The organism is Bradyrhizobium sp. CCBAU 45321 (assembly GCF_028128975.1).
Taxonomy (GTDB): Bacteria; Pseudomonadota; Alphaproteobacteria; order Rhizobiales; family Xanthobacteraceae; genus Bradyrhizobium; species Bradyrhizobium yuanmingense.
Map to the genome: position 1 here is coordinate 29,143 of NZ_LFKZ01000127.1, position 13,638 is coordinate 42,780.

The 13,638-nt window shown below is 63.3% G+C and carries 11 protein-coding genes and 1 tRNA gene; 8 read left to right on the forward strand and 4 right to left on the reverse strand.

Features of this window, described 5'->3' with window-relative positions; translation table 11 throughout:
- The first annotated feature begins 335 nt into the window (after positions 1-335).
- From ACM43_RS25455 to ACM43_RS25465, 3 genes are all read left to right on the forward strand, one after another.
- Positions 336-791: a hypothetical protein gene (locus ACM43_RS25455; protein ID WP_271543741.1), complete on the forward strand. Its 456-nt coding sequence runs from the start codon at positions 336-338 to the stop codon at positions 789-791.
- Between the two features lie 632 nt (positions 792-1,423).
- On the forward strand, positions 1,424-2,269 hold the full coding sequence (locus ACM43_RS25460; protein ID WP_271543743.1) for a CmcJ/NvfI family oxidoreductase: 846 nt from the start codon (positions 1,424-1,426) through the stop codon (positions 2,267-2,269).
- Positions 2,270-2,385: 116 nt separating this feature from the next.
- Positions 2,386-3,555 (forward strand): Gfo/Idh/MocA family protein, encoded by a 1,170-nt coding sequence (locus tag ACM43_RS25465; RefSeq protein WP_271543745.1) that lies wholly within the window; start codon positions 2,386-2,388, stop codon positions 3,553-3,555.
- Positions 3,556-3,755: 200 nt separating this feature from the next.
- Here the strand turns inward: ACM43_RS25465 and ACM43_RS25470 are convergent, their stop codons facing one another.
- The 4 genes from ACM43_RS25470 to ACM43_RS25485 form a co-directional block, all read right to left on the reverse strand.
- Entirely contained in the window at positions 3,756-5,066 is a 1,311-nt protein-coding gene (locus ACM43_RS25470) for an ABC transporter substrate-binding protein (protein WP_271543747.1), read from the reverse strand.
- Between the two features lie 149 nt (positions 5,067-5,215).
- Entirely contained in the window at positions 5,216-5,632 is a 417-nt protein-coding gene (locus tag ACM43_RS38995) for a hypothetical protein (protein ID WP_442869345.1), read from the reverse strand.
- A 141-nt stretch (positions 5,633-5,773) separates the two neighbouring features.
- A complete protein-coding gene (locus ACM43_RS25480; protein WP_271543749.1) occupies positions 5,774-6,877 on the reverse strand; it encodes an NAD(P)/FAD-dependent oxidoreductase in 1,104 nt (367 codons plus the stop codon).
- A 279-nt stretch (positions 6,878-7,156) separates the two neighbouring features.
- Positions 7,157-8,389, reverse strand: a complete 1,233-nt coding sequence (locus tag ACM43_RS25485; protein WP_036006753.1) for an SMP-30/gluconolactonase/LRE family protein — start codon at positions 8,387-8,389, stop codon at positions 7,157-7,159.
- Positions 8,390-8,568: 179 nt separating this feature from the next.
- Here ACM43_RS25485 and ACM43_RS25490 point away from each other — a divergent pair, with 179 nt between their 5' ends.
- The 5 genes from ACM43_RS25490 (at position 8,569) to ACM43_RS25510 (ending at position 13,117) form a co-directional block, all read left to right on the forward strand.
- Complete coding sequence (locus ACM43_RS25490) at positions 8,569-8,832, forward strand: hypothetical protein (RefSeq protein ID WP_271544286.1); 264 nt, start codon at positions 8,569-8,571, stop codon at positions 8,830-8,832.
- 390 nt (positions 8,833-9,222) lie between these two features.
- Positions 9,223-10,785, forward strand: a complete 1,563-nt coding sequence (locus ACM43_RS25495) for a 2-isopropylmalate synthase (RefSeq protein WP_036037552.1) — start codon at positions 9,223-9,225, stop codon at positions 10,783-10,785.
- A gap of 290 nt (positions 10,786-11,075) precedes the next feature.
- Entirely contained in the window at positions 11,076-12,080 is a 1,005-nt protein-coding gene (locus ACM43_RS25500) for a TRAP transporter substrate-binding protein (protein WP_271543753.1), read from the forward strand.
- Between the two features lie 198 nt (positions 12,081-12,278).
- Positions 12,279-12,875: a Spy/CpxP family protein refolding chaperone gene (locus ACM43_RS25505; RefSeq protein WP_157284152.1), complete on the forward strand. Its 597-nt coding sequence runs from the start codon at positions 12,279-12,281 to the stop codon at positions 12,873-12,875.
- A gap of 166 nt (positions 12,876-13,041) precedes the next feature.
- Positions 13,042-13,117, forward strand: a tRNA-Lys gene (locus ACM43_RS25510).
- The last annotated feature ends 521 nt before the right edge of the window (positions 13,118-13,638 follow it).

Genomic DNA, 13,638 nt, shown 5'->3' on the forward strand with positions numbered 1-13,638 from the left:
CCTCCCACAACTCTGGCGCTCGCGAGAAGCCTCCCGGCCGCGCACATTGGAACCGATAGTAATGGCACGAATAGTAAATCGTGAAGGTGGTTGTTGGTTGCGAATGCACGGGAAGCTTAATGCCTTGCCGGGTGATCGGGCCTCAGCCACCGTCGCGCGGCTGTCACAGGCGGCGACGTCGCCGGGCACCGGTTGATCAGAACGGAGGCAAGCGTCTTGTGCGGTGCACGCAAACTCCAGGCTTTGAAATTCAATGCTTTGACTTGGCGCAAGGATGTCCGATCATGACGCTGCGATCCTTTTTCCAAGCGAAAGGTCAGACAGGGAGTAGGACGATGAGGATCTGGAAGACGGCGATTGCCTGTTCATTGGTCGGCGTGGTCATGGTGGCCCAGATCGGGCAGGCCACGGCGGCCCCGATGCCGACCAACGTTGCGACGATGAAGGCTGCGGCCGGTGATAATGTCACACCGGTGCATTGGCGCGGCGGTGGCTGGGGCTTTGCCCTCGGTGGTCTCGCAGCCGGCGCGCTCATCGGCGGCGCCATCGCCAGCAGCGCGCCTTACGGTTACTATGGCAGACCCTATTACGGTGGCTACGGCTATGGATATCCGGGCTACGGCTATGGTTACGCCCCCGCCTATTACGGCGGCTACGGCTACGCACCGGTCTATCCGCGATATTATCGGCCGTACCGTCCGTATTACAGCTATGGCTATTACCGGCCGTACCGGGTTTATCACCGCCCGTTCGGTGTTTATCCCCGTCCCTACTACCGCGCCTATTGGTGAGCACCGCGCGGCTAGATGGCAGCCACACGATCAGGCTCATGCATGCAACATGCATGAGCAGGATCGCGGCGAGATGCAATGGCGGGCTTGAGGTGAAGCCTGCGCATCCCGCCGCCTCCGCCTAGTTCGATCCCGCGGCTGCGAAGCTGCGGTCGGCGGCGGCGGTCAACGAACTGGCCGACCGATCGATGATGGCGTGGGCGCCGACGCGCAGGCTACGATCGATCTGTATTTCCGCTGGGACTGATCAAGCAGAAGCTGGACGCAGCGGAGATCGTGGGCCGTTCATTCACGGACGCAATCGAAGGCGAAAATGTAATGCTCCGTCGTCATTCCGGGGCGCGACGAAGTCGCGAGCCCGGAATCCATTCATCGACAGACATTGCGGCTCGATGGATTCCGGGCTCGCCCTTCGGGCGCCCCGGAATGACGACTGTGGGTGTGAGAGCTCACGAGTCACTCAAGCATTCGTGAAGCGCGACGAGCACGTTCCAGCGCAATCGCCTTCTTCGAAATATTCCTTCTGCATTCTCACGGCCCGACAACACCCTCATTGCTATTTGCACCGCAGCTCTTGCGGCACGGCGCACTCCCGCAAAGATCAATCCGACGACCACATCGGGAGACCGGCCATGGGCCTGCAAGAAACAAAAATCGAATCGCTTCCCTTCGTCACTGCCGAACTCAACTATCTCGCACCGATCGAAGGCAAGCCGCGTACCTACGCGTTTGATCCGCCGCCGGGTGAGCCCAAGAGCACTTCGCTGCCGGAGCCGCATAAGGTGCCGATCTTCGATGCGCGGCTTATCGCGCAGAACTTCTCGCTGGATCGAGAGGGCTTTGCGTTGGTGCGTCACCCGACGCAGGTGAAGGATTTCTACAACGAGGACGAGGTGAGGGCGGTCTATTATCCCGCCGTGGAGGCCTTTCTGCGCGCGACGCTGAAGGCCGACCGCGTCGTCATCTTCGATCACACCGTGCGCAAGCGTGTTGAGGGCGCGCCTGATATCCGCGACGGCGGCCCGCGTCAGCCTGCCACGCGCGTCCATGTCGACCAGACCATCACGTCCGGCGCCAACCGCGTCCGCGAGCATCTGCCTGATGAAGCCGAGGAGCTGCTGAAGGGGCGCGTGCAGGTGATCAATCTGTGGCGGCCGATCCGCGGTCCCTTGCGGGATTCACCGCTCGCCATGGCCGACGGAACCACGGTCAAGCCGGAAGACCTCGTCGCTTCCGACCTGATTTATCCCAACCGCCGCGGCGAGACCTATTCGGTGAAGTACAATCCGAACCACCGCTGGTTCTATTTCCCGGAGATGATGCCCGACGAGGCGCTGCTGCTGAAGTGCTACGATTCCGCAACCGACGGCCGGACCCGTTTCGGGCCGCATACCGCATTCGTCGATCCGACCACGCCGGCCGATGCCGCGCCCCGCGAGAGCATCGAGGTCCGCACGCTGGTGTTCCACCAGCAGTAACAAAGTGTGATGCCCCTGCCGGGTCCATGCATCATGGGCGCGGGCGTCGTTCAGGTCTCGGTGGATTAGGCCCCCGAGCACGCTATAGTGCCGCCCAAAGCAAGACAGGGGGCGCTATGACTCGGATCAGGGTGGGACTCGTCGGCTGCGGCTTCGTGTCGGAGCTGCACATGTATGCGTTCCGGCGCGTCTATGGCGTTGACGTCGAGGTCGCGGCGGTTGCTGCCCGTGGCGACAAGGTTGTCGCGTTTGCCGGGCATCACAATATCCCGCGTGTTTACCGGAGCTTCGCCGAGCTGATCGCCGACCGCGATCTCGACGTCGTCGACATCTGCACCCCGCCCAATCTTCACGCCGAGATGATCGTCGCCGCCATGCAGTCCGGCAAGCACGTCATCTGCGAAAAGCCGTTCGCCGGCTATTTCGGCCGCGAAGGCGATCAGCAGCCGATCGGCAAGCACGTGCCGAAGGCGCTGATGTATGAGCGCGTGATCGAGGAGATGGACAGGACGCGCGCCGCGATCGAGCGCACGGACAAGCTCTTCATGTATGCCGAGGACTGGATCTACGCGCCGGCCGTGACCAAGACCGCCGAGATCATCAAGGCGACCAAGGACAAGATCCTGTTCATGAAGGGCGAGGAGAGCCATTCCGGCTCGCACGCCGCGCATGCCGCGCAATGGGCGATGACCGGCGGCGGCTCGCTGATCCGCATGGGCTGCCATCCCCTCTCGGCCGTGCTGTATCTGAAGCAGGTCGAAGCCAAGGCGCGCGGCGAGCGCATCCATGTGGCCAGCGTCACCGGCGATGTCGGCAACGTCACCGCCGGGCTCAAGCCGGAGGAGCGCAGCTACATCAAGGCCAATCCCGTCGACGTCGAGGACTGGGGCACGCTCACCGCCACTTTCTCGGACGGCACCAAGGCGACGGTGTTCTCCGGCGACATGATCATGGGCGGCGTGCGCAATCTGATCGAGACCTATACGAGCGGCGGCTCCCTGTTCGCCAACATCACGCCGAACAATCATCTGATGAGCTATCAGACCAACGAGGAGAAGCTCGCTTCCGTCTACATCACCGAGAAGGTGGACCGCAAAACCGGCTGGCAATATGTCTGCCTCGAGGAGGAATGGACGCGCGGCTATTTGCAGGAGATCCAGGACTTCATGGAATGCGTCGCGACCGGGCGCCAGCCGCTTTCGGACCTCGCGCTGGCGTATGAGACGATCAAGGTGAACTACGCGGGATATTGGGCGGCGGAGGAGGGGCGGCGGGTGGTGTTGTGAAAGCAACGTGTCTCCGCAGGCACGCTTCCCTTCTCCCCTTGCGGGAGAAGGTGGCGCGAAGCGCCGGATGAGGGGTTGTTTCCGCGCATCCCAATGAGAGTTGAACACGCGGAGGGAGACCCCTCACCCGTCTCGCCGCTAACGCGGCGAGCCACCCTCTCCCGCAAGGGGAGAGGGTGTACACCGCCCGTGCCGCCCCCTCACGCCCCGTAGGTCGAGCCCTTCGGCAGCGGGAAGACCGGGTCCTGCGTGCGGATGTTGGTCGGCCACACCACGGAGATGTGCGCGCCGGCGTTCTGCATCACGACCGGCGTCGAACGTTCGTTCTGGCCGGAGAGCGGCGTGCCCGGCGGGAAGAATTTCACGCCATAGCCCTGGATCGTGCCGCCCGCGGGGATGTCGACGTCGAGCGCCGCTTTCCGGATCGCCTCGGGCTCGAAGCTGCCGTACTTCTCCTTGGCGACCGGCAGCACGTTGTTGAGCAGCACCCAGGTCTGGTTGAAGCCCATCGAGCAGTGCGGCGGCACGTCGGTGGCGCCGGTCTTGGCCTGGTAGCGACTGACCATGGTCTTGATCAGATCGCCCATGCCGGGCGCGAGCTTGGCGGGATCGAGCAGCTGCGCCGGCACCGGGTCGATGTTGCAAAAATGGTCGATATCGGCGCCGAACGTGGCGCGCAGCTTGTCGAGCTGGCTGTAACCGGCACCGGCTCCGAACAGCATCTTGAAGCGCAGGCCGCTCTCGCGGGCCTGGCGCAGGAACAGGGTGATGTCAGGGTTGTAGCCCGCGTGCGAAATCACGTCGGCCTTGGCCCGCTTGATCTTCGTCACCAGCACCGAGAGATCGGGCGCCGAGGCCGAATAGCCTTCGCGCAGCACCACCGGAATGCCGGCCTCTTTCGCATAGGCTTCGTCAGCGGAGGCAACGCCGACGCCATAGGGGCCGTCCTCGTGAATCAACGCGACCTTGACCTCCTTCGGGTCCATGCCGAGCTTGGCTTTGGCATGCTCGGTGAGGAAGCTTGCAAAGGCCTGGCCGTATTGATCCGAATGGATCTGCGCGCGAAACACGTGTTGCAGGTTCTTGTCCTTGAACACGGCGGTCGAGACCGCGGTCGTGATCCAGAGGATCTTCTTTTGCTGCTCGACCTTGGCCGCGAGCGGCACCGCATGCGAGCTCGCATAGACGCCGTTGAGGATGTCGATCTTCTCCTGGCTGATCAGGCGTTCGGCCTCGTTGATCGCAACGTCCGGCTTGCTCTGCGAATCCGCGGCGACCGGAGCAACCTTGTATTTGCCGCCGACACCGCCTTTCTCGTTGACGAGATCGATGGCGATCTGCGCGCCGATCGAGGAGGCGACCGAACCGCCGGCGGCGAAGGGGCCGGTGAGGTCGTAGATCAGGCCAATGCGTATGTTCTCGGCTTGTGCCTGGGCGCGTGTCCAATCGAGGCTGAGTGCAGCGGCGGCAGCCGCCGAGGTCTTCAGCAGCTGCCTGCGTGAAGTCGGCATCCTATCCTCCCTCAAAACCGTCGTTCGATCTTGTTGTTGTTCGCGAAGTATGGGGAGCGGGACGGCGGAAAGTCAACATCGCGAAAGTCGAGTTTCGTCCTCCGCGGGCCGGGAGTGCAATTGCGAAAGGGACCCCCGCACACCCGCGATCACTGCTCCAAGCGCCGCGCCAGATAGCGCGCGGTCTTTCCAACGGCCTTGGCCAGCTGATGCGGCGTTCCCGATGCGACGATATTGCCGCCTTCGTCACCGGCACCGGGCCCGAGATCGATGATCCAGTCGCTGTGCGCCACGTCGTCCATGTCATGCTCGACCACGATCACGCTGTTGCCAACGATCCGTTCGAGCTGCGCGATCAGGCGCTCGACGTCGCGCGGGTGAAGGCCGGTGTAGATAGTCCCGAAGGCGAGCGAGGATTTCCCCGAGCCTGATACGCCCGTGAACACGACGAGGGCGTTGCGAGGAATGCGGACGTCGACGTTTCTCAGATTGTGCTCGCGCGCGCCCCGGACTCGCACGAAGCCGTCATCCTGTATCAGGTCGGGTTGTCTTGGCCGATCGTCCATCTGGCTGCTCCGGGCCGCGTCGGGGACAACGGCAGGATCGCAGGATGGGTCCGTTGATGCCGGCGGGACGGTTATGATCTGACGAAGCCGAAAGCGTTCAGATTTCGATGGGCATGCGCTCACAACGCAGGGAGCGAGTCCTTATGACCACTGCCTCCGCGGCACATCAAGTGGCGGAAGGCGGGCCGGATCGAACGGCGCGAGGTCGACGTTGCGTGTCGCGCCTTCGACAATCAACTCCGCGAGTGCTTCGCCGGTTGCAGGGGCATTGAGGATACCCCAGACCCCATGGCCAGTCGCGACGTAGAGCGCTTCTTCCTGCGGCACGCGGCCAATCAACGGGGAGCCATCCGCTGTCACGGGGCGGTAGCACGCTTGTTTGGCGATGATCTTCTCCGGTCGGAACAGCGGCGAAAGTCGCTCTGAGATCTGTTGCAGCCTGTGCATGAGATTTGGCTCGGGCTCCACACGGGCCGGATCCGTAGGGAAGGTGTCTGTGTCGGGACAAGCGGTCACATAGGTGGTGCCGTCCGGGCGGGGGAACACCTCGATAGGGGTGACTTGGCCGCGAATCTCCATCTCGAGAAACAGGGCGTCTGCGGATACATGTGTGCCCGTGTCGTAGACAATGCTGGGGCTGCGTTGCGCATACAGGGCGGGCAGACTCATCCACTTCGTGGCGAGCAGGGACCATGGACCCATTGCGATCACCACGGCGTCGGCCTCGATGATGCTATCGCCCACCCCGATGCCCTTGACGGTCGTGCAACCCGCCTCGCGCAGGATGCCCGTGAAGAGGCCATGGCGCAGCTCGGCGCCTTGCGCGATCGCCGCATTCATCATGGCCGATGTGAACTTCTGGGGATGAACGATGGCAGTCGTCTCGGTCGTGCCGATGCGCTGCGCGATGTGGATGCCGTTGCTGAGCCAGTCGAATGTAGAGCGCGTGTTCCGGCGCGGATCACCTTCGGGAACGACCCGGCCGCTGTATGCGCTCATCGGCCGGTAGTCCCAATGCCCGGGAAGCTCCAGGGGCAGTTGCGCGTGAAGCTTAAAACTGTGACGGGCCAAGGCGTCGAGGGGCGTGCCCGCGCACCAGTCGCGCGCCAGAAAGCCGCCGGCTTTGCCGGAGGCTGCAGCCGCCACGGCGGTCCGTTCGACGACGATGACATCGACACCATGCCGGCGGAGGAAATAAGCAGTGCAAGCTCCGATGACGCCGCCGCCACAGATTACAACACGCATCGCCTACTTCCTCACGGAGCCGATCGTTGCGGCCACAATCCGGCTCGCATAGCATACAGCCGCTGCTATTGCGATGCCTGCGGCGGCAGCATGGGATCGAAGGCCTCGTCGCTGTTCTTGTGAATGACTGCTTCTCATGCAAAGGCGTCGACGCCGGCGCCTCTCGCAATTTCACGTAAATCTCTCAGGATCGTAGGGTGAGCACCATCTCGTTCCGTATCGGAGGGAGGGGTGGGCGCGCTTCGCTTGCCCACCCTACGCTAGCGGTGCACTCTTCGCTCAGCCCGGCCCTGCGCCCTGCGTCGCCGTATACACGGCGTAGAGCGATTGGCTCGCGGCCATGAACAGGCGGTTGCGCTTGGGGCCGCCGAAGCAGACGTTGCCGCACACTTCCGGCAGACGGATGCGGCCGAGCAGCTTGCCCTCCGGCGACCACACCGTGACGCCGCTGTAGCCGACGGCGCGCCCGGCATTGCTGGAGGCCCAGAGATTGCCGTTGACGTCGCAACGCAGGCCATCCGGTCCGCACTTCACGCCGTCGATCACGCAATCGGTGAACTTCTTCAGGTTCGACAGCTTGTTGTCACTGCCGACGTCGAACACGAAGATCTCGCCCTTGCCGCCGGGGCCGGTGTCGCCCGGACCCTTGCCGGTCGAGGCGATGTAGAGCTTCTTGTAGTCGGGCGAGAAGCACAGCCCGTTCGGATCGGGCACCTGGTCTTCGGTGACGACGAGGTCGATGCGGCCGGAGGGATCGATGCGATAGCAGTTGGTCGGCAGTTCGCGCTTGCCCGGCACGAAGCCGGCCGGCTGTCCGATCCGCGGATTGAGCTTGCCGCCGGCATTACTCGGGCCGCCCGCGACATCGGGCTCGCCTTCGTAGAGCTGGCCGCCATACGGCGGATCAGTGAACCAATAGCTGCCGTCGGGATGCGCGGCGATGTCGTTCGGCGAGTTCAGCTTCTTGCCCTGGTAGGACTCGGCGAGCACGGTGGCGGTGCCGTCATGCTCGTAGCGCGTCACCCGCCGTGTCAGGTGTTCGCAGGAGAGCTGGCGGCCCTGGAAGTCGAACGAGTTGCCGTTGGAATTGTTGGAGGGCGAGCGGAACACGCTGACGCGGCCGTCGTCCTCGGTCCAGCGCATTTGCCGGTTGTTGGGAATGTCGCTCCACAAGAGATAGCGGCCCTGCGCACTCCACGCCGGGCCTTCGGCCCAGAGCAGCCCGGTATAGAGGCGCTTGATCGCGGTGTTGGGCTGGGCGAGATCGTTGAAGGACGGATCGACCGCGATGATGTCGGGGTCCCAGAAATAGGTCGTCGGCGCGCCGCCCGGGCCGAAATCGCGCGGCGGCGTCGTGATCGTCGTCGGCGGTGCGGCGGGCCCGGTCTGGGCCAGCGCGGGGCCCGCCAACGTGGCCGCGGCGCCGAGCGCCAGCCCCCCGACCAGCGTTCGTCGTGAAAGCGCAGCATCGTGCGCACGCTGCTCCTGCTCAGGAGCCTCCTGGCGTGTCATCGTGTCCTCCCGGTCATGTTCGGCCCGCCGGTTGATCCGGCCGAGCGAGGCGAAGGTTAGTCCGGTCCGCGTCAGGTTGCGAGGGGCAGACTTGAAACCGCGGCGTGATCGCGGGTCGCAATTTCGTCACCTTCGAGTGCGTTTGGATTGCAGGGCGCTAGGGGATAAAGCCGGAGCTCATTGTGCAAGTCGTCATCCTGGTCATCCTTCTCTCGTTTGCCTTTGCGGCTGGCTATTTCACGCGAGATTACGTCTCCCGAAAAAGGCGCGCGGAGGCACGCCGCTGGCGCGAGTACGCTGAGCCGGACTGGCTCTCAGCCAATGCGCCGGCCAACACCAACGAGATCGCGAAGACCGGCACCCCTGCGCCCACTGGCGAGCTCGGCCAAATGCTGAACCGTTGGGAGAACAGGGCACGCGCCCGCCGCACCGGCACGGCGTAGGCCTATCGCTTTTAGGTCACCTATGTTGACCATCTTTTGGCGTTGCAGTTGCGGCCATTTCTCGTCTAGAAACGGCCACATCGGGCCCCTCCCGGAAACCAACCGTCAATGGTTTTGACCGAGGATTTGAGGCTCTGCAGGGTCTGGCAATGCTGATTCGCGGCCAAATCGAGGGGATTTCGGGGGAGGTGGCTCTGGCCGCCGCCGCGATCCCGGCTGCACTGCTGCCCACCCTCCTTATTGGCGGCCTTCTTCTTACTTGCCCCTGAGGGCCGGCTGGGCGCCATGCGCCTGGGCGCTCAGGGGTTGGTCGAGATCAACGGACACCTCAAGCGCCAAGGGACTGAAACGGGCTCTGAACGGCGCAAACGCTCAAAAGGAAATCTAGGAATGGCCACCGTGAACAAGTCCGAGAAGGACCGCGTCATCATTTTCGACACCACGCTGCGCGACGGCGAGCAGTGCCCCGGCGCCACCATGACCTTCGAGGAGAAGCTCGAGGTCGCCGAACTGCTGGATGATATGGGCGTCGACGTCATCGAGGCGGGCTTTCCGATCACCTCCGAAGGCGACTTCCAGGCGGTCAGCGAGATCGCCCGCCGCTCCAAGAACGCCGTCATCGCAGGTCTGTCGCGCGCCCATCCCGCCGACATCGACCGCTGCGCCGAGGCCGTGAAGTTCGCCAAGCGCGGCCGCGTCCACACCGTGATCGCGACCTCGCCGCTGCACATGCGCGTGAAGCTGAACAAGACCCCGGAGCAGGTGATCGAGACCTCGGTCGCCATGGTCGCGCGCGCCCGCAACCAGATCGACGACGTCGAATGGTCGGCGGAAGACGGTACCCGCAGCGAGATGGACTTTTTGTGCCGCATCGTCGAGGCCGTGATCAAGGCCGGCGCCACCACGGTGAACATCCCCGACACCGTCGGTTATACGGTGCCGGAGGAATATACCCACTTCATGAGGACGTTGATCGAGCGCGTGCCGAACTCGGATAAGGCGGTGTTCTCCGTGCACTGCCATAACGATCTCGGCATGGCGGTCGCCAACTCGCTGGCCGGCATCACCGGCGGCGCGCGCCAGGTCGAGTGCACCATCAACGGCATCGGCGAGCGCGCCGGCAATGCCGCTCTCGAAGAGATCGTGATGGCGATCAACGTGCGCAACGACAAATTCCCCTACTGGAACAAGATCGACACCACCCAGCTCACCCGCGCCTCGAAGCTGGTGTCGGCAGCGACCTCGTTCCCGGTCCAGTACAACAAGGCGATCGTCGGCCGGAATGCCTTCGCTCATGAGAGCGGCATTCACCAGGACGGCGTGCTGAAGGACGCTTCGACCTACGAGATCATGCGCCCCGAGATGGTCGGCCTGAAGCAGTCCTCGCTGGTGCTGGGCAAGCATTCCGGTCGCCATGCCTTCGTGCACAAGCTGGAGGAGATGGGCTACAAGCTCGGTCCGAACCAGTTGGAAGATGCGTTCACGCGGATGAAGGCGCTGGCCGACCGCAAGAAGGACATCTACGACGAGGACATCGAGGCGCTGGTCGACGAGGAGATGGCGGCCTCCCACGACCGCATCAAGCTGACCTCGCTGACCGTGATCGCCGGCACCCACGGCCCGCAGCGCGCGACCATGAAGCTCGACGTCGACGGCCAGATCAAGATCGAGGAAGCCGAGGGCAACGGGCCGGTCGATGCCGTCTTCAACTGCATCAAGCGCCTGGTGCCGCACGAGGCCAAGCTCGAGTTGTACCAGGTGCACGCAGTCACCGAAGGTACCGACGCGCAGGCGGAAGTGTCGGTGCGGCTGGCGCAGGACGGCCGCTCGATGACGGCGCGCGCGGCGGATCCGGATACCCTGGTGGCTTCGGCCAAGGCCTATCTCGGCGCGCTCAACAAGATCGTCATGAAGCGCCAGCGCGACAATGTGACGACGGCGGCGGCGAGCTGACAAGCGAAGCTGCGAGTTCTTACTCCTCTCCCGCTAGCGGGAGAGGTCGGCGCGTAGCGCCGGGTGAGGGCTCTCTCTTCCCGAGGATTGTCCCGTTGTGGAGACACCCTCTCCGCAACCCTTTCCCGCGAGCGGGAGAGGGAGCGCAGCAGTGCTAGCGGTATTCACCATGAATGCCTGTCCTGCTAAGAGCCAATAGCGGCCCTGCAGGCGAGCCGCTATTGATGTAGCCGGCATAAGATTGGTCACCCGGCGCCGCCGGGGGCTCAAACGAACAACAGGGAGAGACTATGCGCACCTTGGCGATCGCCGCCTCCATCGCGGTTCTGGCACTTGGCTTGAGCGGGCCGGCATCGGCTCAATCACCGATCATCATCAAATTCAGCCACGTTGTCGCCACCGACACGCCGAAAGGCAAGGGCGCGGAGAAGTTCAAGGAGCTCGCCGAGAAGTACACCGGCGGCAAAGTCAAGGTCGAGGTCTATCCGAACTCGACGCTCTACAAGGACAAGGAAGAGCTCGAGGCGCTTCAGCTCGGCAGCGTGCAGATGCTGGCGCCGTCCAACTCCAAGTTCGGCCCGCTCGGCATCCGCGAGTTCGAGGTGTTCGACCTGCCCTACATCCTGCCCGACATCAAGACACTGCGGAAGGTGACGGAAGGGCCGCTCGGCACCAAACTGCTGAAGCTGCTGGATGCCAAGGGCATCACCGGCCTTGCCTATTGGGACAACGGCTTCAAGCAGATGAGCGCGAACAAGAAGCTGATCACGCCGGCCGACTATCAGGGCGTGAAATTCCGCATCCAATCCTCGCGCGTGATCCAGGCCCAGTTCAAGTCGCTCGGCTCGCTGCCGCAGGTGATGGCGTTCTCGGAAGTCTACCAGGCACTCCAGACCGGCGTGGTCGACGGCCAGGAGAACACCTGGTCGAACATCTATACCCAGAAGATGCACGAGGTTCAGAAGTACATCACCGAGACCAATCACGGCTACATCGGCTACGTCGTGATCGTGAACAAGAAGTTCTGGGACGATCTGCCGGCCGACATCCGTGACCCATTGTCGAAGGCGATGAAAGAGGCGACCGAATTCAGCAACGCGCAGTCGCAGAAGGAGAACGATGACGCGCTGGCCGAGATCAAGAAGAGCGGCAAGAGCGAGATCATCAAGCTGACGGCCGATCAGGACGAGGCGATGCGCAAGGCGATGGAGCCGGTCTACAAGGAGGCCGCGGGCCGCATCGGCCAGGGGCTGATCGACGAGTTCCTGAAGGAAGCCAAGAGCCCGACGAACTGACCTCGACGGGGCGACCCCAACGAAGGGCTTCCGCGCAGCGCACGGAAGCCCTTTTTGTTGCAGATCGTTTCAGTTTGCATCTGAACGGACATTCACGGCAGTTACATCTCTGCAAGGACCCCTTCCTGTCCAAGTTGTAAGTTGCGCGTCAGCCCCCTCGCGCTCATCCTCACGGGCACCTTTCCAGAGGAGGTCAGGATGAAGAAATTCACCATCGCAGCCATCGCCGTGCTCAGCATCGCCGGCTCGGGCGCGGTCTACGCCCAATATCATCGCCCGTGGATGGAGCACGTCCGCCACATGCGCATGAACCCCGAGGACCGGGCCGCCTTCGTCGATGCGCGGATCGCCGCCGTCCATGCCGGCTTGAGGCTTAACGCAGATCAGGAGAAGCTGTGGCCGCCGGTCGAGGCGGCGGTGCGGGAGTTCGCCAAGCTGCGCATCGACCGTGCCAATGCGCGGATGAATGCCGGGCCGGGCGATGCCGACAGGGCCGAGGATCCGATCGCCCGCCTGCGCCAGCGGGCCGAGGACATGGGCGCCAGCTCCGCCGCCCTGAAGAAGATCGCCGATGCCGCCGATCCGCTCTACAAGACCCTCGACGAGGGCCAGAAGCGGCGTCTCGCCGTGCTGACCCGGCACCGCGGCCCGTTCGGCGGCGGCGAGGACGGCCCGCGCCACTACCACTTCAAGGAGCGCATGGACCGCATGATGGAACGGGGCATGGACCACTTCCACCATGACCGCTTCGACCGTGACCGCGGTCCCGACCGGGACCGGGAGGGCCGGCTCTGAACGGACCGGTTCTCAGGCCGTAAACCCTGGCGAAGCCGCTGGAATCCAGCGGCTTTTCGCATTTCCGTTCCTGTGGACGAGACCTTGGAAAACTTACGTCCGATCGCTTGCCATACCCGGATCGCTTTGCTAAACGACCGGCCTCGCAAGGCCTTGACCGCCTTTCGGGCGCATAGCTCAGTTGGTAGAGCAGCTGACTCTTAATCAGCGGGTCCCAGGTTCGAGCCCTGGTGCGCCCACCATATAAATCAGGACCTTAGCGAGAGAGACCGTTTGAGACGGCCGAACTAAAACGGTTTTTCAAACGGTGTTTTTTCGAGTTTTCGCTCGGCTGGCTCTCGATAATGTGAAGCGCCGGCAATCTTTTTCGGGAAGCGAATGAGCCTCGCCAAGCTGTTACAGGCACGACCGCGCCGCAACTGTCGGCCCTCTTGATCGTCGGCTCCGTGAACCATGCACATTTGCCCAGCCACCTTGGGGTGGTTTCCATCTGAATGTTTGACCACCTTGTCTATTCGCGAGGATCGAATATCAACCTTCGCTCCCCCAAGGTTGTCGTTGAGAACGAGATGGATTGGCTAAGTTTTCTGAAGTTTTTGCTGTCGGTCGGTACGGTAGCCTGCACGTGTCTTGCATTCGATCGCGTTCGTCGAGTTTTACGGAGGTCGGTCCTGGAGCGAACCTGGTATGGTTGCGACCGCGCCCGAGAAGAAATCATCGTTTCGCGCCGAGGCCCGCCGCAGCCGATTTTGATTCCACCAGA